Source organism: Streptomyces sp. NPDC003456 (assembly GCF_042878735.1).
Lineage (GTDB): Bacteria > Actinomycetota > Actinomycetes > Streptomycetales > Streptomycetaceae > Streptomyces.
The window spans coordinates 1-20,506 of sequence record NZ_JBIAOK010000005.1 but is presented as its reverse complement, the minus strand read 5'-3'; the positions used below and the strand labels follow the sequence as shown (position 1 = coordinate 20,506).

The following is a 20,506-nucleotide window of genomic DNA, read 5'->3' as shown; positions in this document are numbered from 1 at the left end:
AACCATGCCCGAAGGTGACACGGTCTGGCAGGCCGCGAGGCGGCTGCACGACGCCCTCGCGGGCAGAGTGCTGGTCCGCAGCGACCTCCGGGTGCCCCGCTTCGCCACGGCCGACCTCACCGGTCGCACGGTTCTGGACGTCACCCCTCGCGGCAAGCACCTCCTGGCCCGCATCGAGGGCGGCCTGACCCTCCACTCCCACCTGAGGATGGACGGCGCCTGGAAGATCTACGAGAACGGCCGGCGCTGGACCGGCGGGGCGGGACACCAGATCCGCGCGATCCTGGGCACCACCGAGCGGACCGCCGTGGGCTACCGCCTCCCCGTGCTGGAACTGCTGCGGACCTCCGACGAGTCCCGTGCGGTGGGCCACCTCGGCCCGGACCTGCTGGGCCCGGACTGGGACCCCGACCGCGCCCTCGCCAACGTCCTGCGGGACCCGGCGCGGCCCCTCGGCGAGGCCCTGCTCGACCAGCGCAACCTCGCCGGCATCGGCAATGTCTACAAGTGCGAGCTGTGCTTCCTCCTCGGCGTCACCCCCTGGCTCCCCGCCGGGGACCTGCCCGCCGACCGGGCGGCCCACCTGCCCGAGCTGGCCAAGAAGCTGCTGGAGATCAACCGCGAGCGCCCGGTCCGCGTCACGACGGGCCGCCGCGGCCAGGATCTCTACGTCTACGGCCGGGCCCGCCGCCCCTGCCTGCGCTGCGGCACTTCGATCCGGCTCGCCGACCAGGGAGACGGCTCCCGGGAACGCCCCACCTACTGGTGCCCCACCTGCCAGCCGGGCCCGTCCCCGACCGTCCCCACGGCCTACCGGCGCAGCCGAGCCATGTGACGGCTTGCGGGACTCACCGCACAGCACGAACGACAGCCGGAGCGGCTGAGACAGCGGCAGCGGCAGCGGCAGCTCACCCTCGCCCCGTGTCCACCCCGCGCCGCCCCGTACCCCACAGGCCCCGCCAGCGCCCCGTGGCCACCGCCCCCGTCGCCCGCCGTTTCGGCACGCAATGCACCGGCAGCACGCTCAGCCCCCACCCCCCGGCTGCGATCGCCGCCTCCAGCAGTCCCGCCTCCGCCTGCGTCATCAATCGCAGCACCGCCCACCACCACACCGCGCCGAACCCGAGGACGGTCCCGCGCACCCCCCAGCGCACTATGCCCGCCATGCCCCCCACCCCCGCCCCGACGCCGGGCGGCCTCGGCCGCAACCAGTCCGGGCAGCGGGCGGCACTCTCTGCGGAGCCACGAACGCGCCCCACACCCCGTCAGGCCGGGCAGCGCCGGGCCCGGAGCACGCCCCGGGCCCGCCGGCACCGCGAGCCCGGCCAGCCCCTCCAGGCCCGCCGGCCCCGCAAGGCCGGCCGGCCCCGCAAGGCCGGCCGGCCCCCCTGTACCTGCAAGGCCCACCGGATCGCCCGGGCCCGTCGTCCACCGCGGCGCGGGCCCGGTTCACCCGTTCTCGGCCTGGAACATCCAGTGATGCTTCTCCAGGGCCGCCGTGATGCTGATGAAGATGTCCTGGCTCACGGGATCGGGCTCGCCGGTGGTCTCGATCCGCTCCCGCATCCGTACGATCACCGCGCCCAGCGCCTCGACGAGCGTCCCCACAGCGGTGGTGTCGTCGACCCAGCCCTCCGGGGTGACGCCGATGCCGCTGCCGACGGCCACGGTCGCCGCCCGCCCGTCGGGCGAGATCCCCAGCGCCGCGGCCCGCTCGGCCACGGTGTCGGAGTACGTGCGCGCGGTGTCGACGACCTCGTCCAGCTGGAGGTGGACGGAACGGAAGCGCGGCCCCACCACGTTCCAGTGGATCTGCTTGGCCACGAGGGCGAGATCCACCAGGTCGACCAGGGCGCCCTGCAGCGCCTCGGACACGGTCTTCAGGTTCGCGTCCGACAACGGGCTCTTCACGACGTACATCCGCACCTCCGAGAACTGCCCCCCGCCGTCCCTCCACGATGACCGCCCCGCGCCCCACCGGCAAACGCACACAAAACGGACGCCGAATGATCGGGCCGGACACCAAAGAGGCCGGCGGGGCCGAGCACGCCCGTTGTCACGGGCCCCCGGGCAAGCGGAAACCCCGGACCGGTGCCTCTCCGGATCTCCGGAGAAGCCCGACCGGGGCCTCGATCATGCCGGGTGAGCGTCGAGCCTCACGCGGCGACGACGTCCACCGCCTCGGCAGGCGCCTTGATGGTCACCCGTTCCGGTGGCACACCGGTCACCGAAACGGAACCCAGCATCGGTCGAACCGGTGTGGGCACAGGCTCGCTGGGGGTGGCCGCAGCAGACTGGGCCAGCTCGGCGAGGGCGAGTTCGTCGCTCACTTCCCGCATGAGCTCGGACATCCGTACGTCCAGCGCGTCGCAGATGGCGGAGAGCAGCTCGGAGGAAGCCTCCTTCTGCCCCCGCTCCACCTCGGAGAGATAGCCGAGTGAGACTCGGGCGGACGAGGAGACTTCGCGCAGAGTACGGCCCTGGCGCTGGCGCTGCCGACGCAGCACGTCACCCAGCAGGCGACGGAGCAGAATCATCGGTGGCTCCCTCCTCGGACCGCGTAGCCGCATCCATTACGCCCCACCGTACCGCCTCGCGCCGCGGCCGTGCGGGGAGCGATGTCGTGTTCACTCAGGGCTGCAAACATCAAAACCCCCCGTTCCGTTCCGTATCCTGTGCCCGCTCATTCCTGGTCTGTTCGCCCGCAAGCTCCTTCAGGAGCAGTGCGAGTACGCTCCGTACACTCTCTCTACGAATTTCCTCGCGGTCGCCGTTCAACCGCAGACCCTCCACTTTTCCGCCGCGGGCAGAACCGGAATCCGGCCCGAAGGGCCCGTCCACAGCGACGAAGACCGTCCCCACGGGCCGGCCGTCCTGCGGCTCCGGGCCCGCCACACCGGTGGTCGCGATGCCCCAGTCCGCACCGAGCGCGGCGCGCACGCCGGCCGCCATCTGGGCCGCGACCTGCGGATCCACCGCACCCTGTGCCGCCAGCAGAGTGGCGTCGACGCCGAGCATCCGGTGCTTGAGGTCGGTGGCGTAGGCGGTCACCGAGCCCCTGAAGACCTTGGACGCCCCGGGGACCGAGGTGATCTCCGCCGCCACGAGGCCACCGGTCAGCGACTCCGCGACAGCGAGCGTCCCGCCCTTCACTGTGAGTAGTCGCACCACGTCGGTGGCCGTGGAACTCACGCTTCCTTCTCCTCCAACGCGGCCTTGCGCTCCGCGATTCCCCGCCGGCGCAGCACAATGGCTTGTTTCACATAGTCGAGCCCGGTCACCACGGTCAGCACGACCGCCGCAGCCATCACCCACCACCTCAGGGTGGCCAGCCATCCCGTGAGCGCCAGTACGTACATCCCGACGGCCACGCCCTGCGTGAGGGTCTTCAGCTTCCCGCCGCGGCTGGCGGGGATGACGCCGTAGCGGATGACGAGGAAACGCAGCAGGGTGATGCCGAGTTCCCGGCCGAGGATGACGCCGGTGACCCACCAGGGCAGATCGCCGAGCGCGGAGAGACAGATGAGCGCCGCTCCCATGATCGCCTTGTCGGCGATGGGATCGGCGATCTTCCCGAAGTCCGTGACGAGGTTGTAGGTGCGGGCGAGGTGCCCGTCGAAGAGGTCGGTGATCATGGCGATGGCGAAGGCCGCCCAGGCCAGCGAACGCCAGGCCGGGTCGTATCCGCCGTCGGCGAGCATCAGCGCGACGAAGGCCGGCACCAGGACCAGCCGGAGCATGGTCAGCAGGTTGGCGATGTTCCAGACGCTGGCCTGGTTGACGGCCGCGGCCGCCAGCTTCGCACCCCGCGGGGGCCTGCCGTCGCCGCCCTTGTCCCCGGCGCCGTCGGTCTCACCCACCAGCACGTCGCCATCACCCACGACCGCATCGCCGCCACGGGCACCGCCCACGGCACCGCTACGAGCGCCGCTCACCGCACCGCTGCCGGTCACCGGACCACCGCCGCTGACACCGCCACCGGCGACGGCACTGTCGTCCCCGGCATCGCGGGCGACCGTCTCACCGCTCCCGGGCGCCGCACCGGCGGTACCGCCGCGCTCCGCCTCGTCGGGCGCACCGTGCCCGGCTCCGGACGGTCCGCCGTCGGCCGACGGGGCCGCCGCGCGTCCCGCCACCGCCCCGGAAACCGTCCCCGAGGCCACGGAGGCCGCGGACACCGTGCCGGCCGGGGACACCGGACCGGCCGCTGCCCTGCTCGCGCCGGAGGCACCACCCGCCGCGGCTGCCGGGACACCGGTCATCTGCCCGCCTCCTCACTCCACGCAGGCGATGCGAACGAGCCCTGGAGCGGCTCGGCCACCAGATCGACACCCTCCGTGCCGACCACCTTCGCCTCGACCATACGGCCGATGCTCAGGCCCGCGCCGCTCGTGAGCAGCACCTGGCCGTCCGTCTCGGGCGCCTGGTGCTCCGCGCGCCCGTACACGCCCTCCTCCTCGTCCACGGACTCGACCAGGACGTGCACCGTCTGGCCGACGCGCTCCTCGGCGCGCTGGGAGACGAGTTCCTCCGCCAGCCGCGAGACGCGGGCCAGCCGCTCGTCGACGACGTCCTGGGCGAGCTTGCCGTCGTAGGTCGCGGCCTCGGTGCCCTCCTCGTCGGAGTAGCCGAAGACGCCGATGGCGTCCAGCCGCGCGCCGTTCAGGAACCGCTCCAGCTCGGCGAGGTCCGCCTCGCTCTCGCCGGGGAAGCCGACGATGAAGTTGGAGCGCACGCCCGCCTCGGGTGCCTTGCTGCGGATGGTGTCGAGGAGTTCCAGGAAGCGGTCGGTGTCGCCGAAGCGGCGCATCGCGCGCAGCACGCCGGGCGCGGAGTGCTGGAAGGACAGGTCGAAGTAGGGCGCGACCTTCGGCGTGGAGGTCAGCACGTCGATCAGGCCGGGCCGCATCTCGGCCGGCTGGAGGTAGCTGACGCGCACGCGCTCGATGCCGTCGACCTCGGCCAGTTCGGGCAGGAGGGACTCCAGCAGGCGGATGTCGCCCAGGTCCTTGCCGTAGGAGGTGTTGTTCTCGGAGACGAGCATCACCTCCTTGACGCCCTGCTCGGCCAGCCAGCGCGTCTCGTTGAGCACGTCCGAGGGGCGGCGGGAGATGAAGGAGCCGCGGAAGGACGGGATGGCGCAGAAGGAGCAGCGGCGGTCGCAGCCCGAGGCGAGCTTCACCGAGGCGACCGGGGAGCCGTCCAGCCGGCGGCGCAGCGGCGCGCGGGGGCCGGAGGCCGGAGCGAGGCCCTCGGGGAGGTCGGCGGGAGCGACGGCGGGCTCGGCGGGACCGTGCCCGGGCAGCGCGACGTCGGCGGCCGACTCCTGGCGCTGGGCGGGGCTGATCGGCAGCAGCTTGCGCCGGTCGCGCGGGGTGTGGGAGGCGTGGATGCCGCCGTTGAGGATGGTCTGCAGCCGGTCGGAGATGTTCGCGTAGTCGTCGAAGCCGAGGACGCCGTCGGCCTCGGGGAGGGCCTCGGCGAGTTCCTTGCCGTACCGCTCGGCCATGCAGCCCACCGCCACGACGGCCTGGGTTCTGCCGTGTCCCTTGAGGTCGTTGGCCTCGAGGAGGGCGTCGACGGAGTCCTTCTTGGCGGCTTCGACGAAGCCGCAGGTGTTCACGACAGCGACGTCGGCTTCCTCGGCGTCCTCGACGAGCTGCCAGCCGTCCGCCTCCAAACGGCCTGCGAGCTCCTCCGAGTCCACCTCGTTACGGGCGCAGCCAAGGGTGACGAGTGCGACGGTACGGCGTTCAGGCATGGGCTCAAGACTACTTCGTCCCGCCGACACCCCACGTCGACGGGGTTGGCCGTTTCCCGGCCAACCCCGTATGAAGTGCGCTTACCGGACGGGTCACCCGGCCTCGGGATCGCCCTTCGTGTAGGTCAGGCGTTCGACGGAGCCGGGCTGGAAGTCCTCTTCGATCTTCTTGCCGTTGACGAAGAGGTCGATCGCGCCGGCGTCGCCGAGGACGAGGTGGACCTTGGTGCTGTCCTGGAAGGTCTTGGTGTCGCCCTGCTTGAGGACGCCGTCGAAGAGCATCCGGCCGTTGTGGTCCTTGGCCGCGATCCAGCTGCGGCCGTCGGTGGCGGCCACGCGGACGGTGACCTTGTCCTGCGGCGCGGCCGCGATGGCGCTGTCGGACGGCTCGGGCCTGGGGTCGGCGGGCTTCTTGGTCTTGGTGGTCGGGGAGGCGGAGTCGCTGGGCGTGGAGCCCTCGGCCACGTTCGCCTCGTTGCCGCCTTCGTCGCCGCCCTGGAACATGGTGAAGCCGACGAAACCGATCACGGCGACGATGGCGGCGACCATGGCCGCGGTCCAGTTGGGCCCCCGCCGCTCCGGGCGGATGCGCTCCGCCTCGAAGAGGGGGGCCGCCGGGGTCGGCGCCGGACGCCCGCCGTGCTCCTCGCCGAACTGGGCGAGCAGGGGCTCGGGGTCGAGGTGGACGGCCTTGGCCAGGGTCCTGATGTGCCCGCGGGCGTAGACGTCCCCGCCGCAGGGCGAGAAGTCGTCCGCCTCGATCGCGTGCACGATGTTCATGCGGACCCGGGTGGCGCTACTGACGTCGTCGACAGTCAGCCCGGCGGCGATACGGGCCTGCCGCAGGGCGTGGCCGATGGAGGGGCGGGCTTCCTCGTGATCTGCTGCGACGCTGTCGTCTTCGAACGGACGCTCGTCTTCAGGTGAGTTGCCGATGGACACGGGGGCGCCTTTCGAGCGTGTAGCCGCCTGTGCTGGAGGTTCAGTCTAGGGGGAGTGCAAAAAAGTGGGGCAACCGGGCGGTGACACTTTGTACGCCATCGGAATGGCCCGACAGTCCGATGGTGGGGTCGCTGCGTTTCGCTTCCCTCAACTTGACGTACGACGAAGGGAAACGGTTGCCCGTTGATCCTTACGGGTGAGTCACGATCAGACCACCCGATTGCCGTACGGCCCGACGATCATCGCGCGCCGTTTCCCTACCCTTCAGACTCCCCCCGGATCAGGGCGAGCACGCCATCCAGTTCGTCAGGCTTCACAAGAACATCACGAGCCTTCGAGCCCTCGCTCGGTCCGACGATGTTCCGCGACTCCATGAGGTCCATCAGCCGCCCGGCCTTGGCGAAGCCGACGCGCAGTTTGCGCTGGAGCATGGAGGTCGAGCCGAACTGGGTGGAGACGACCAGTTCGGCCGCCTGGCACAGCAGGTCCAGGTCGTCGCCGATGTCCTCGTCGATCTCCTTCTTCTGCTTGGTGCCCACCACGACGTCATCCCGGAAGACCGGCGTCATCTGGTCCTTGCAGTGCTGCACGACCGCCGCGACCTCGGCCTCCGTCACGAAGGCGCCCTGCATGCGGGTGGGCTTGTTGGCCCCCATGGGCAGGAACAGGCCGTCGCCCTTGCCGATGAGCTTCTCGGCGCCGGGCTGGTCGAGGATGACGCGCGAGTCGGCCAGCGAGGAGGTGGCGAAGGCGAGCCGGGAGGGCACGTTGGCCTTGATCAGGCCGGTGACCACGTCCACCGAGGGTCGCTGCGTGGCGAGGACCAGGTGGATGCCGGCCGCGCGCGCGAGCTGCGTGATGCGCACGATCGCGTCCTCGACGTCGCGGGGCGCGACCATCATCAGGTCGGCCAGCTCGTCGACGATCACCAGCAGGTAGGGGTAGGGCTGGAGTTCGCGCTCGCTGCCCTCGGGCGGCTTGACCTTGCCCTCGCGCACGGCCTTGTTGAAGTCGTCGATGTGCCGGTAGCCGTACGCGGCGAGGTCGTCGTAGCGCAGGTCCATCTCGCGCACCACCCACTGGAGCGCCTCGGCGGCCCGCTTGGGGTTGGTGATGATCGGCGTGATCAGGTGCGGGATGCCCTCGTAGGCGGTCAGCTCGACCCGCTTGGGGTCGACCAGGATCATCCGCACGTCCTCGGGGGTCGCCCGCATCATGATCGAGGTGATCAGGCAGTTGATGCAGGACGACTTGCCGGAGCCGGTGGCGCCGGCGACCAGCATGTGCGGCATCTTCGCCAGCGAGTGCATGACGTAGCCGCCCTCGACGTCCTTGCCGAACGCGACCAGCATCGGGTCGTCGTCCTCCGCGGACTCGGCGAGGCGCAGCACGTCACCGAGGTTCACCATCTCCCGGTCGGTGTTGGGGATCTCGATGCCGACCGCGGACTTGCCGGGGATCGGGCTGATGATCCGCACGTCCGGGGAGGCGACGGCGTAGGCGATGTTCTTGGCCAGCGCGGTGATGCGCTCGACCTTCACCGCGGGGCCGAGTTCCACCTCGTAGCGCGTGACCGTCGGCCCGCGCGTGAAGCCGGTGACCCTGGCGTCGACCTTGAACTCGGTGAAGACGGTGGTCAGCGCGGCCACTATGGCGTCGTTGGCGGCGCTGCGGGCCTTGCCCGGGCCGCCGCGCTCCAGCAGGTCGAGCGACGGCAGGGAGTAGGTGATGTCGCCCGAGAGCTGGAGCTGCTCCGCGCGCGGGGGCAGGTCGCGGGGCTCGGCGGGGGGCGCCTTGGTCAGGTCGCGGACGCCGGCCTTCGGCTTCTGCGGTTCCGGCTCGGCCTGCGGGGCCTGGTCCGGCTGCGGCTGGACCTGCTGGGGCCGGGCGGCCGGGACGGGGGTCGGGGTGGTCGCCTCCTGGTCGCCCGCCCGCACCCCCTGGGTGAGGTCGGCGACGACCGGCGAGGGCGGCATGCCGTGCAGCACCGCGCCGTCGAGCGCGGCGGCGGCCGCCGCGGCGACGTCCACGGCGTCCCTGGGCCGGTCCATGTCGGGCTGCGGCACCGCCGAGCGGCGGGGGCGGCCCCGGCGCTGCGAGAGGGCCTCCTGCTCCGCGCTGTCGGGGTCGTACGCCGCCGCGGGCGCCGGCGCACGCCTGCCGCGCGGGCGCGCGGGCAGCGCCTCGCGCCACTGCTCCTCGTAGCGCTCGTCGTCCTCGGCGTATCCGTACTCGTCGTACTCGGCCGGGTCCCGGACGAGGCCGAGCCGCACCCCGAGCAGCCGCAGCCGCTGCGGGATGGCGTTGACCGGGGTGGCGGTGACGACGAGGAGCCCGAAGATCGTCAGCAGCACCAGCAGCGGCACCGCGAGCACGTCACCCATGGCGTACGACAGCGGCGTCGCCATGGCCCAGCCGATGAGGCCGCCGGCGTCCCTTATGGCGGTCATGCCGTCACCGCGCGCGGGTGAGCCGCAGGCGACGTGGACCTGGCCGAGCACGCCGATCACGAGCGCGGACAGGCCGATGACGATGCGTCCGTTGGCCTCGGGCTTCTCCGGGTGGCGGATGAACCGCACCGCGACGACCGCGAGCAGTATCGGCACGAGCAGGTCGAGCCGGCCGAAGGCACCGGTCACCAGGATCTCGACCAGGTCGCCCACCGGGCCCTTCAGGTCGGCCCAGGTGCCGGCGGCGACGATCAGGGCGATGCCGAGCAGCAGCAGGGCGACGCCGTCCTTGCGGTGGGCCGGGTCGAGGTTCTTGGCGCCCTGCCCTATGCCGCGGAAGACGGCGCCGACGGCGTGCGCCACGCCGAGCCACACGGCGCGCACGAGCCGGTACACGCCCCCGGTGGGACTGGGAGCCGGCCTGGGCGCGACCTTCTTGGCCGCGGCCTTCCGGGCGGGCGCCTTCTTTACGGGGGCCTTTCGGGCAGCGGCCTTCTTCGCCGGAGCCTTCGCCGAAGCGGCCGCCTTCTTCGCGGGCGGCTTCCTGGCTGCGGAGGGACGTGAGGCCATGGGTGTGAGGTTACCGGTGGAGACGACAGGGGACACGTGTGCCCACCGCTTCACCCGTTCGTGTCGCTCCCGGGACAGGCACGAAGCTGACGCGCGGTCACCGGGACGCAACCCGGCCCGCGCGCGCGTCAGTTCTGCGAGGACACCGATGAGGTGCTTCCGGTGCCCGGCTCCAGCGCGTCCAGCGCCCGCCGCAACCCCGTGAGCTTGCGCTCCAGATGAGCCGCCGTGGCCACCGCGGCGGCGTCGGTCGACTCGTCGTTCAGCTGCTTGGTGAGCGCCTCGGCCTGCTCCTCGACGGCCGCGAGCCGCGCGGAGAGTTCCGCCAGGAGGCCGGCCGACTCCTTGGCCTCGCCGCCCGCGTCCTTGCCGTTGCCCTCCAACTGCAGCCGCAGCAGGGACGCCTGCTCACGCAGCTGGCAGTTCTTCATGTACAGCTCGACGAAGACGGAGACCTTCGCGCGCAGCACCCACGGGTCGAACGGCTTGGAGATGTAGTCGACCGCGCCCGCCGCATAACCCCGGAAGGTGTGGTGCGGGCCGTGGTTGATCGCCGTGAGGAAGATGATCGGGATGTCCCGGGTCCGCTCACGCCGCTTGATGTGCGCGGCCGTCTCGAACCCGTCCATGCCCGGCATCTGCACGTCCAGCAGGATGACCGCGAAGTCGTCCGTGAGCAGCGCCTTGAGCGCTTCCTCCCCGGACGATGCCCGCACCAGCGTCTGATCGAGCGCAGAGAGGATCGCCTCCAGCGCCAGCAGATTCTCCGGCCGGTCATCGACCAGGAGGATCTTGGCCTTCTGCACCATGGCCCGCCCTCCTCGCCCCGGCGTGGGGCCTCCCCTGTCCGCAGGACCTGGGGAAGCATCGGTGGGTGCCGCCCCAGGGGACGACTCCCTTGCGCCGTCCGTCCTTGTGCCGGTCATCGTAGCCGCACCCCGCCCGTCGCCACACCCTGTCACCGTGTTGTCACTGTGCACATAGCAGAAACGCAGCAGGAGACCTGAAGGTTCCCCGGATCTCCCGGTTCTACACGGCTGCGCGCCCACCGAGTCGGCGGCCCGGCGTGCACACCGGGCCTTCCCCTCGCGGCCCGCCGGCGCCCGGCGGGCCCGTCCTCACTCGCTGCGCATCCACTGGTCCATCACCGTCAGCAGGTGATCGGGGTCGACCGGCTTGGTCACGTAGTCGGAGGCGCCCGACTCGATCGCCTTCTCCCGGTCGCCCTTCATCGCCTTCGCGGTCAGCGCGATGATCGGCAGCCCCGCGAACTGCGGCATCCTGCGGATCGCCGTGGTCGTCGCGTACCCGTCCATCTCCGGCATCATGATGTCCATCAGCACCACCGCCACGTCGTCGTGCTGCTCCAGGACCTCGATGCCCTCACGGCCGTTCTCGGCGTACAGCACCGACAGGCCGTGCTGCTCCAGGACGCTGGTCAGGGCGAAGACGTTGCGGATGTCGTCGTCGACGATCAGCACCTTCTGACCGCCGAACCGGATGCCCCGCTGCGGCTTCGGCGCCGGCTCCTGCTCGGCGGGAACCCACTGCTCGGGCTGCGCGGGCCGCGACGGCAGCTCGGGCGCCCTGCGCCGCCGCCGGAACAGCGCGGCGGGCCCGTTCTGCGTCTCGCGGTACGACGTCACCTCCGCCGGCGTCTCGGCCTCCGTCCGGGACGGCTGCGCCGCGTCGCCCGCGGGGGCCGCCGCCTCGCCGGCCTCCAGGGCGGGCAGCTGCTGCTGGTAGCCCTGCGGCGGCAGCTCGCTCGGGTGCAGCGGCAGGTAGAGCGTGAAGGTCGAGCCGCGTCCCGGCTCGCTCTGCGCGTGGATCTCCCCGCCCAGCAGCTGGGCGATCTCCCGCGAGATGGACAACCCCAGGCCCGTGCCGCCGTACTTGCGGCTGGTGGTGCCGTCGGCCTGCTTGAACGCCTCGAAGATCACCCGCATCTTGCTCGACGCGATGCCGATGCCGGTGTCGGTCACGGAGAACGCGATCAGCTGGGCGTCCGGATCGGTCAGCGACCCCGTCTCCAGCAGCTGCTCCCGGATCTTCTGCGGCACGTCCTCGCGGGCCGGCCTGATCACCAGCTCCACCGACCCCGAGTCGGTGAACTTCACCGCGTTCGACAGCAGGTTGCGCAGCACCTGCAGCAGCCGCTGCTCGTCGGTGTGCAGGGTGGCGGGCAGCTCCGGCGAGACCCGCACCGACAGGTCCAGGCCCTTCTCGGCCGTCAGCGGACGGAAGGTGGCCTCCACGTAGTCCACCAGCTGCACGAGCGCGATCCGCGTCGGGGAGACGTCCATCTTGCCCGCCTCGACCTTCGACAGGTCCAGGATGTCGTTGATCAGCTGGAGCAGGTCGGACCCGGCCCCGTGGATCGTCTCGGCGAACTCGACCTGCTTCGGCGAGAGGTTCCCCTCGGCGTTGTCGGCCAGCAACTTCGCCAGGATCAGCAGCGAGTTGAGCGGCGTGCGCAGCTCGTGGGACATGTTCGCCAGGAACTCGCTCTTGTAGCGCATCGACACCGCGAGCTGCTCGGCGCGCTCCTCCAGGACCTGCCGCGCCTCCTCGATCTCGGTGTTCTTCACCTCGATGTCGCGGTTCTGCTGGGCCAGCAGCTCGGCCTTCTCCTCCAGTTCGGCGTTGGACGCCTGGAGGGCCTTCTGCCGCTGCTCCAACTCCGCCGACCGCTCCCGCAGTTGCTCGGTCAGCTCCTGCGACTGCGCCAGCAGCAGCTCGGTCTTGGTGTTGACGGAGATGGTGTTGACGCTGGTCGCGATCATCTCCGCGATCTGGTTCAGGAAGTCCTTCTGGATCTGCGTGAACGGCGTGAAGGACGCCAGCTCGATGACCCCGAGGACCTTCCCCTCGAACAGCACCGGGAGCACGATCACCTGCGCGGGCGGCGCCTCGCCGAGCCCCGAGGAGATCTTCAGGTAGCCGCTGGGGGCGTTCTCCACCAGGATCGTGCGCTTCTCCGTGGCGGCCGTCCCGATCAGCGCCTCACCCGGCTGGAACGACGTCGGCATCGACCCCATCGAGTAGCCGTACGAGCCGACCATCCGCAGCTCGTACTGGTCGTCGTCCGCGGCGTTGACGTCCTCGCCGTCGACCAGCGGCATGGCCAGGAAGAACGCGCCGTGCTGGGCCGAGACCACCGGGGTCAGCTCGCTCATGATCAGCGAGGCCACGTCCTCCAGGTCCCGGCGGCCCTGCATCAGGGCGGAGATCCGGGCGAGGTTGCCCTTCAGCCAGTCCTGCTCCTTGTTGGCGATGGTGGTGTCGCGCAGGTTCGCGATCATCTTGTTGATGTAGTCCTGGAGTTCCTGGATCTCCCCGGACGCGTCCACGTCGATCTTCAGGTTCAGATCGCCGCGGGTCACCGCGGTCGCCACCCGCGCGATGGCCCGCACCTGCCGGGTCAGGTTCCCGGCCATCTCGTTCACCGACTCCGTCAGGTCCCGCCAGGTGCCGTCGACGTCACGCACCCGTGCCTGCCCGCCGAGCTGCCCCTCGGTGCCCACCTCGCGGGCCACGCGCGTGACCTCCTCGGCGAACGACGACAGCTGGTCGACCATCGTGTTGATGGTCGTCTTCAGCTCCAGGATCTCGCCGCGTGCGTCGATGTCGATCTTCTTGGTCAGATCGCCCTTCGCGATGGCCGTGGTCACCATGGCGATGTTGCGGACCTGGCCCGTCAGGTTCGACGCCATCTGGTTCACCGACTCGGTGAGGTCCTTCCACGTACCGGCCACACCCGGCACGTGGGCCTGGCCGCCCAGGATGCCGTCCGTGCCCACCTCGCGGGCCACCTTGGTGACCTGCTCGGCGAACGAACTCAGCGTCTTCACCATCGTGTTGATGGTGTCGGCGAGCTGCGCGACCTCACCGCGCGCCTCGATGGTCACCTGCCGCGTCAGGTCGCCGTTGGCGACCGCGGCGGAGACCTGGGAGATGTTGCGCACCTGCGTGGTCAGGTTCTTGGCCATCAGGTTGACGTTGTCGCTCAGGTCCTTCCAGATGCCCGTCACGCCCGGCACGTGCGCCTGGCCGCCCAGGATGCCCTCGGTGCCCACCTCACGGGCCACCCGGGTCACCTGCTCGGCGAACGACGACAGCTGGTCGACCATCGTGTTGACGGTCGTCACCAGCTCCAGGATCTCGCCCTTGGCGTCCACGGTGATCTTCTTCGACAGATCGCCCCGGGCGACCGCCGTCGTGACCTCGGCGATGTTGCGCACCTGGATGGTCAGGTTGTTCGCCATGCCGTTCACGGACTGGGTGAGGTCCTTCCAGGTGCCGGAGACGCCCTGCACCTCGGCCTGACCACCCAGGATGCCCTCCGTACCGACCTCGCGGGCCACCCGCGTGACCTCCTGGGCGAACGACGACAGCTGGTCCACCATCGTGTTCAGGGTGTTCTTCAGCTCCAGGATCTCGCCCCGGGCGTCCACCGTGATCTTCTGCGACAGGTCACCCCGGGCCACCGCGGTCGCCACCTGGGCGATGTTGCGCACCTGCGCGGTGAGGTTGCCGGCCATGCCGTTCACCGAGTCGGTCAGGTCGCGCCACACACCGGCCACCCCGGGCACCTGCGCCTGACCGCCCAGCCGGCCGTCCGTACCCACCTCGCGGGCGACCCGGGTCACCTGGTCCGCGAAGGCCGACAGCTGGTCGACCATCGTGTTGATGGTGTTCTTCAGCTCCAGGATCTCTCCCCGGGCGTCCACGTCGATCTTCTGCGACAGGTCGCCCCGGGCCACGGCCGTCGTCACCTGGGCGATGTTGCGCACCTGGGAGGTGAGGTTGCCGGCCATCGAGTTGACGGAGTCGGTCAGTTCCTTCCACGTGCCCGACACGCCGTCGACCCGGGCCTGACCGCCGAGCCGGCCCTCCGTGCCCACGTCCCGGGCCATCCGGGTCACCTGGTCCGCGAAGCTCGACAACTGGTCGACCATCGTGTTCACGGTGTTCTTCAGGGCGAGCATCTCGCCCGAGACGTCGACCGTCACCTTCTGCGACAGGTCGCCGTTCGCCACCGCCGTCGTCACCTGGGCGATGTTGCGCACCTGACCGGTGAGGTTGCGGAACGCCGTGTTGACGGAGTCCGTCAGGTCCTTCCACGTACCGGCGGCACCCGGCACCTGCGCCTGACCGCCCAGCTCACCCTCGACGCCCACCTCGCGGGCCACACGCGTCACTTCGGCACCGAAGGCGGACAGCTGGTCCACCATCGTGTTGACGGTGTTCTTCAGCTCCAGCATCTCGCCGGCCACGTCGACCGTGACCTTCTGCGAGAGGTCGCCGTTCGCCACCGCGGTCGTCACGGCCGCGATGTCCCGCACCTGCGTGGTCAGGTTCCGGAAGACCGTGTTCACCGAATCGGTGAGGTCCTTCCACGTCCCCGCCGCGCCCGGCACGTTCGCCTGACCGCCCAGCCGCCCCTCGGCGCCGACCTCGTTCGCCACCCGCGTGACCTCGTCCGCGAAGATCCGCAGCGTCTCGGTCATCTGGTTGATCGTCTCGGCGAGCTGCGCGACCTCGCCGCGCGCCGGCACGGTCACCTTCCGCGACAGATCACCGTTGGCGACCGCCGTCGTCACCTCGGCGATCCCGCGCACCTGGGCCGTGAGGTTCCCGGCCATGGTGTTGACGGAGTCGGTGAGCTCCTTCCACACCCCGTCCACGCCGGGCACCTGCGCCTGCCCGCCCAGCGCGCCCTCGGTGCCCACCTCGCGGGCCACCCGCGTCACCTCGGAGGAGAACGCCGACAGCTGGTCCACCATCGTGTTGACGGTGTTCTTCAGCTCCAGCATCTCGCCGGCCACGTGCACCGTGACCTTCCGCGACAGATCACCCCGGGCGACCGCCGTCGTCACCAGCGCGATGTCCCGCACCTGGGCCGTCAGCCGGTGCGCCATCGTGTTGACGGAGTCGGTGAGGTCCTTCCACGACCCGGACATGCCCCGCAGCCGCGCCTGACCGCCCAGCTTGCCCTCGGTGCCCACCTCACTGGCCACGCGCGTGACCTCGTCGGTGAACGTCGACAGCTGGTCGACCAGGTTGTTCACCGTCCGCCCGACCTTGAGGAACTCGCCCCGCAGCGGCTGCCCGTTCCCCTCCGGCACGTGCGTGCGCAGCTCCATGCGCGGCGACAGATCACCGTCGGCCACCGCCGACAGCACCCGGCTGACCTCGGAGACCGGCCGGACCAGGTCCTCCACCAGGGCGTTGGAGTTGTCGATCGCCGTCGCCCACGAGCCCTCGCAGACGCCCGTCTCCAGCCGCTCGGTCAGCTTGCCCTCGCGGCCCACCATCCGCCGCACCCGCGACAGCTCACCCGTCAGATGCAGGTTCCGGTCGGCCACCTCGTTGAAGACCGCCGCGATCTCCGACATCACGCCGTCGCCGGACACCGTGAGCCGCTTGCGGAAGTTGCCGTCCCGCATCGACACCAGGGCCGACAGCAGCCTGTTCAGTGCCGCCGTGTCCACCTCGGTCGTGCCGTTGCGCGCTGTGCCCTGGATGCTCGGGGACTGTCCGCCTTTCGCGCGCGTCCTCTTGCCACGCGTCGCTGCGCCAGACTCCACTGTGTCCCTCCCGCAGGGGTCGACCGTCACTGCTGTGCTCGGGTTCCACTCTCGGCGTACCGGTTACTACTGCGTATTCTCCGCCCTGCATGCAGGCCGGTCCCAGAGGGCTGCTGCCCGCCGTACGCCTCCGGCACTCAGCCTGCCCGGACCCGTACAAGAAGCCTGCCCAGTGTTTCACCCCGGCCGAACCAGGCCATAACAGTTCGGCAGCTTCGCACATCGTCCGCACACCCTCCGGACGGAAACACTGCAGACCGGCACCCGCTCGGACCGCGAAGGTAAGTAACCTTGCATCCGGCTGTCCAGCCACGCCGGTCCGTCCGGCCTGGGCGGTGGCACGAAGACGAGCGGGCATCGGAGGGGCGGCCGCAGACACATGACCACCGGACTGATCCCGGGGGAACAGCCCCCGGACCCCCGGCCGACGGGCGCACTGCCGCACCAGCGGCACGAACCGGACGGCCCCGCAGCCCAGCACGACGAGAACCGGTCGAGGAGTTCAGTGATCACCGCGCGCGCGGCCGCCAGTTTCGAGCCCGTGGGGCGCTCGGTCGCGAGCGCCCGCTCGTTCGTCCGCGACACCCTCCAGGGCTGGGGTTTCGCCGACATCGTCGACGACGCCGTCGTTCTCACCAGCGAACTGGTGACCAACGCCGTCGTCCACGCCGGCACCTCCGCCGACGTACTGTGCCTGCGCAGCGACGAGGGCGCCCGCATCGAGGTCGCCGACCGGTACCCCGAACGCGAGGTCCCCCTCCAGGGCACCGCCGTCAACATGGGCAGCCCCGACCGCGAGGGCGGCCGCGGCCTGCAGCTGTGCGCGGCCCTCGCCGGCCGCTGGGGCGTCGAGTACACCCCCACCCACAAGACCGTCTGGTTCCAGCTCGACCTGCCCGCACGCGCGGTCGGCACCCGGGCCGCCGGACCGGCCCTCCCCTCCGAGCTGCTCCCGCTGGCCGACGGCCGGGTCCGCGTCGCCGTCGTGCAGATCGACCGCACCGGCCACATCACCGCCTGGAACGAGGACGCCGAGGACCTCTTCGGCTACCCCTCCGAGCAGGTCACCGGCAAACCCCTCACCGACTTCGCCGCCTGGCCGCACACCCCGGGCACCAGCACCGGCATCGCCGAGGCCCTGCGCCTGTCCCGCTGGGAGGGCAGCTACGGCATCCGCGACGCCGACGGCCGCGTTGTCCCCGTCTACGCCTCCCACCTGCGCGTACGCGACACCGGCGGCGAACCGTCAACCGTGTGCCTCCTGGTACGCGACCACGAACGGGCCGTTCTCCAGACGCCTTTGCGCGTCCCGGCCTCCGACAGCACCGGCAGCACCGAGGGCCAGAGCACCGACCCCTTCGAGGTCTTCATCGGCTCCCCCGCCCCGGACGACCTCGACGGCCTCCTCCAGCGCACGGTGGAACGCGCCCGCGACATGCTCGACGGCGACTCCGCCTTCCTGCTGCTCGCCACCGACGACGAGACGGAACTGGAGGTGCGCGCCTCCACCGGCCTGCCCTCCGCACGCCAGCGCTTCGCCCGCGTCCCCGTCGAGGCGGGCCCCGGCCGCTACGGCTCGGCCCGCATGCCCGCCGTCCACGACGACCTCGCGGCCGTCCCCGGCGCGGTCCCCCTGCTGAACGGCACCGGCATGCGCTCGGTCGTCACGGTCCCGCTGAAGGTCGAGGGCCGCCTCACCGGCTCCCTCGGCGTCGCCGCGGAGGCACCCGCCCGGTACTCCAACGAAGAGGCCCTGCGCCTGCAGTTCGCCGCCGACCGCATCGCCCTCGCCGTCGAGTCGGCACGCCTGGGCGAGCTGGAGCGGCTGCGCCGCGGCTCCCTCAGCTTCCTGGTCGAGGCCTCCGACCTGCTCGCCGGCACCCTCGACCGCGACCAGACCCTGGCCCTGATGGCCCAGATGACCGTCCCCACCCTCGCCACCTGGTGCGCCGTCTACACGATCGCCGACCAGTCCTCCGATCCCGACCTCTCCTACGTCCTGCACGAGGACGAGGAACTCATCGACGGCATCAAGTCCCTGCTGTCCAAGGTCCCCCCGCCCGACCCGGTCCCCACGCCCGGCGCCCGCGTGTGGTCGACCCCCGGCGAGAACGCCCACCAGGCCGCCCTGCGCAGCTCCATGCGCAGCCTCGGCCTCAGCGGCGGCACCGGCAGCCAGGTCACCCCCGGCATCGGCCCGACCCTCGCCACGGCCTCCGCGGTCGGCGGCGAGACTGTCGTCCTCCCGCTGGTCGCCCGCAACCGCGTCATCGGCATGCTCACCCTCGGCAAGCCCGCCGACGAGCACTTCCGCCAGGAGATCCTGGAACTCGCCGAGGACCTCTCGCGCAGAGCCGCCCTGGCCCTGGACAACGCCCGCCTCTACTCCGAGCGCACGGCGATCAGCCAGTCCCTGCAGCGCAGCCTCCTGCCGCCCGAGCTGCCGTCCATCGAGGGCGTCGAGGTCGAGGTCATCTACCGCGCGGCCGGCGAGGGCAACGAGGTCGGCGGTGACTTCTACGACGTCTTCCCCATCCGCGACGGCGCCTACGGCTTCGCCATCGGCGACGTCTGCGGCACCGGCCCGAACGCGGCAGCCGTCACGGGCCTGGCCCGCCACGCCCTGCGCCTCCTCGCCCGCGAAGGCCTGAGCGGCCCGGCGGTCCTGGAACGCCTCAACTCCGCCATCCTCGACGAGGGCGCCCGCAGCCGCTTCCTCACCCTCCTGTACGGCGAGATGCGCCCGCAGGAGGACGGCAGCGCCGAGCTGAAGGTCGTCTGCGCCGGCCATCCCCTGCCGCTGCGCCTGCGCCAGGACGGCACGGTCGAACCGGCCGCCGAACCCCAGCCCCTCCTCGGCGTCATCGAGGACCTGGAGCTCTACGAGGAGACGGTCACGCTCGACCCGGGCGACGTCCTGCTGTGCGTCACGGACGGCGTCACCGAACGCCGCGAGGGCACCCGCATGCTGGGCGACGACGGTCTCGCCGACGTCCTGACGACCTGCACGGGCCTGACGGCCGGAGCGGTCGCGGCGCGCATCATGCGGGCAGTGGAGCGCTTCGCCTCGGACGCCCCGTCCGACGACATGGCGATCCTGGCCATGCGCGTCCCCGGCCTCCAGCAGGACTAGGAAAACGAAGAAGGCCCCACCCGTGAGGGTGGGGCCTTCTGTGCTGGAGCCCCCAAACGGAATCGAACCGTTGACCTTCTCCTTACCATGGAGACGCTCTACCGACTGAGCTATAGGGGCCTGTCGCTTCGGGGTTTCCCCCGCGGCAACGGAATAGATCATACCCCGAACAGAAGCGTGCTCCCAACCACGTCAGAAGGCCGGCTGCAGCAGGCCGCCCAGGGCATTGCAGGCGGACACGATCCGCTGCATGTCCCGCTTGGTGAGGGCTGCGTCCACCGGCAGCGCGAGCGTCTCGTCAGCGGCCCGCTCGGTCTCCGGCAGGGACACGCACCGCCGGAACTCGGGCAGCCGGTGCACCGGGGTCTTCACCGGTACCCGGCACTCAACTCCCCTGCTGCGCACGGCCCGCGCGAAAGCGTCCCGGTCCGGCCGCCCGTTTCCCGGCACCCGCACGACGTACTGCTGGTAGGAGTGCCCGTCACCGTCGTCCGGCGTCCGCACACCCCTCAACTTGCCGTGCAGATAGGCCGCCCGCTCCCTGCGCTGCGCTATCTCGTCGTACGGCGCCTCGGACTCGCCCTGTTCCAGGACGAGCAGCCCGTGCCGCTGTCCCACGTGGTGCAGCCGTCCGAGGTCGGCGAGCCGGCCGAAGCGGTGCACCACGACGACGGCCGCGGTCCGGGAGGTCACGGCCGCCTCCACGGCTGCGGCGTCGAGGCAGTAGGTGACGGGGTCTATGTCGGCGAACACGGGCATGGCTCCGGCCATGGCGACGGCCTCGGCGACCTCGACGTTCCCGAACGCCGGCACGACGACCTCGTCACCGAGTCCGACACCGGCGGCCCTGAGCATTGCGGCAGTACCCATGCCGTGCATGCTCGTTGCGCAACGTGAACTGCAAGTGACACGCAACAAAAAAGGGTTGGACCCCGAACCGAAGTCCGGGGTCCAACCCTTATAAGAATTGTTCGGCGGCGTCCTACTCTCCCACAGGGTCCCCCCTGCAGTACCATCGGCGCTGTAAGGCTTAGCTTCCGGGTTCGGAATGTAACCGGGC

13 protein-coding genes, 1 tRNA gene and 1 rRNA gene are annotated in these 20,506 nt (G+C 71.0%); 2 read left to right on the top strand and 13 right to left on the bottom strand.

The annotated features are described in order from the left end of the window. Positions 1-4 precede the first annotated feature (4 nt). Positions 5-835: an Fpg/Nei family DNA glycosylase gene (locus ACFYWG_RS21135; protein ID WP_383503682.1), complete on the top strand. Its 831-nt coding sequence runs from the start codon at positions 5-7 to the stop codon at positions 833-835. A 73-nt stretch (positions 836-908) separates the two neighbouring features. Here ACFYWG_RS21135 and ACFYWG_RS21130 read toward each other — a convergent pair whose 3' ends face one another. The 10 genes from ACFYWG_RS21130 to ACFYWG_RS21085 all read right to left on the bottom strand — a co-directional run bounded on the left by ACFYWG_RS21130 (position 909) and on the right by ACFYWG_RS21085 (position 16,313). Further along, positions 909-1,166 (bottom strand): hypothetical protein, encoded by a 258-nt coding sequence (locus ACFYWG_RS21130; RefSeq protein ID WP_383503683.1) that lies wholly within the window; start codon positions 1,164-1,166, stop codon positions 909-911. Positions 1,167-1,449: 283 nt separating this feature from the next. Next, positions 1,450-1,920: a Dps family protein gene (locus ACFYWG_RS21125; RefSeq protein WP_376327648.1), complete on the bottom strand. Its 471-nt coding sequence runs from the start codon at positions 1,918-1,920 to the stop codon at positions 1,450-1,452. Between the two features lie 236 nt (positions 1,921-2,156). Continuing rightward, positions 2,157-2,537 carry a helix-turn-helix domain-containing protein gene (locus ACFYWG_RS21120; RefSeq protein ID WP_003993396.1) on the bottom strand — a complete coding sequence of 127 codons (381 nt, stop codon included), beginning with the start codon at positions 2,535-2,537 and terminating at the stop codon, positions 2,157-2,159. A 109-nt stretch (positions 2,538-2,646) separates the two neighbouring features. After that, positions 2,647-3,192, bottom strand: coding sequence for a CinA family protein (locus tag ACFYWG_RS21115; RefSeq protein ID WP_385417938.1), 546 nt, complete (start codon positions 3,190-3,192; stop codon positions 2,647-2,649). Next, the gene (pgsA, locus tag ACFYWG_RS21110) at positions 3,189-3,866 is read right to left on the bottom strand and encodes a CDP-diacylglycerol--glycerol-3-phosphate 3-phosphatidyltransferase (RefSeq protein ID WP_383503691.1); all 678 of its coding nucleotides are present in this window, start codon (positions 3,864-3,866) and stop codon (positions 3,189-3,191) included. Before pgsA ends, ACFYWG_RS21115 begins: the two co-directional genes overlap by 4 nt. A gap of 392 nt (positions 3,867-4,258) precedes the next feature. After that, positions 4,259-5,761, bottom strand: coding sequence for a 30S ribosomal protein S12 methylthiotransferase RimO (rimO, locus tag ACFYWG_RS21105; protein WP_383503685.1), 1,503 nt, complete (start codon positions 5,759-5,761; stop codon positions 4,259-4,261). Positions 5,762-5,854: 93 nt separating this feature from the next. Next, positions 5,855-6,703 carry a helix-turn-helix domain-containing protein gene (locus tag ACFYWG_RS21100; RefSeq protein ID WP_383503686.1) on the bottom strand — a complete coding sequence of 283 codons (849 nt, stop codon included), beginning with the start codon at positions 6,701-6,703 and terminating at the stop codon, positions 5,855-5,857. A 257-nt stretch (positions 6,704-6,960) separates the two neighbouring features. Then, positions 6,961-9,723 carry a DNA translocase FtsK gene (locus tag ACFYWG_RS21095; RefSeq protein ID WP_389202813.1) on the bottom strand — a complete coding sequence of 921 codons (2,763 nt, stop codon included), beginning with the start codon at positions 9,721-9,723 and terminating at the stop codon, positions 6,961-6,963. Between the two features lie 128 nt (positions 9,724-9,851). After that, on the bottom strand, positions 9,852-10,532 hold the full coding sequence (locus tag ACFYWG_RS21090; RefSeq protein ID WP_030853408.1) for a two-component system response regulator: 681 nt from the start codon (positions 10,530-10,532) through the stop codon (positions 9,852-9,854). Positions 10,533-10,841: 309 nt separating this feature from the next. Further along, complete coding sequence (locus ACFYWG_RS21085) at positions 10,842-16,313, bottom strand: HAMP domain-containing protein (RefSeq protein WP_389202811.1); 5,472 nt, start codon at positions 16,311-16,313, stop codon at positions 10,842-10,844. A gap of 379 nt (positions 16,314-16,692) precedes the next feature. Between ACFYWG_RS21085 and ACFYWG_RS21080 the strand changes: the two genes are divergently transcribed. Continuing rightward, positions 16,693-19,446: a SpoIIE family protein phosphatase gene (locus ACFYWG_RS21080; protein WP_389202809.1), complete on the top strand. Its 2,754-nt coding sequence runs from the start codon at positions 16,693-16,695 to the stop codon at positions 19,444-19,446. Positions 19,447-19,490: 44 nt separating this feature from the next. On the opposite strand, the gene ACFYWG_RS21075 is transcribed toward ACFYWG_RS21080, so the two are convergent. The 3 genes from ACFYWG_RS21075 to rrf form a co-directional block, all read right to left on the bottom strand. Then, positions 19,491-19,566 (bottom strand) — tRNA-Thr (locus ACFYWG_RS21075). 72 nt (positions 19,567-19,638) lie between these two features. Continuing rightward, on the bottom strand, positions 19,639-20,301 hold the full coding sequence (locus tag ACFYWG_RS21070) for a DegT/DnrJ/EryC1/StrS family aminotransferase (RefSeq protein ID WP_383503692.1): 663 nt from the start codon (positions 20,299-20,301) through the stop codon (positions 19,639-19,641). Between the two features lie 114 nt (positions 20,302-20,415). Further along, positions 20,416-20,506 (bottom strand): 5S ribosomal RNA (gene rrf / locus ACFYWG_RS21065); the annotation flags it as partial.

Bases quoted from the DNA above. Each gene is read 5' to 3' on its own strand.
- ACFYWG_RS21070 (WP_383503692.1), bottom strand. From the start codon at position 20,301: ATGCTCAGGGCCGCCGGTGTCGGACTCGGTGACGAGGTCGTCGTGCCG.
- ACFYWG_RS21130 (WP_383503683.1), bottom strand. From the start codon at position 1,166: ATGGCGGGCATAGTGCGCTGGGGGGTGCGCGGGACCGTCCTCGGGTTC.
- rimO (WP_383503685.1), bottom strand. From the start codon at position 5,761: ATGCCTGAACGCCGTACCGTCGCACTCGTCACCCTTGGCTGCGCCCGT.
- ACFYWG_RS21125 (WP_376327648.1), bottom strand. From the start codon at position 1,920: ATGTACGTCGTGAAGAGCCCGTTGTCGGACGCGAACCTGAAGACCGTG.
- ACFYWG_RS21080 (WP_389202809.1), top strand. From the start codon at position 16,693: ATGACCACCGGACTGATCCCGGGGGAACAGCCCCCGGACCCCCGGCCG.
- ACFYWG_RS21135 (WP_383503682.1), top strand. From the start codon at position 5: ATGCCCGAAGGTGACACGGTCTGGCAGGCCGCGAGGCGGCTGCACGAC.
- ACFYWG_RS21095 (WP_389202813.1), bottom strand. From the start codon at position 9,723: ATGGCCTCACGTCCCTCCGCAGCCAGGAAGCCGCCCGCGAAGAAGGCG.
- ACFYWG_RS21120 (WP_003993396.1), bottom strand. From the start codon at position 2,537: ATGATTCTGCTCCGTCGCCTGCTGGGTGACGTGCTGCGTCGGCAGCGC.
- ACFYWG_RS21090 (WP_030853408.1), bottom strand. From the start codon at position 10,532: ATGGTGCAGAAGGCCAAGATCCTCCTGGTCGATGACCGGCCGGAGAAT.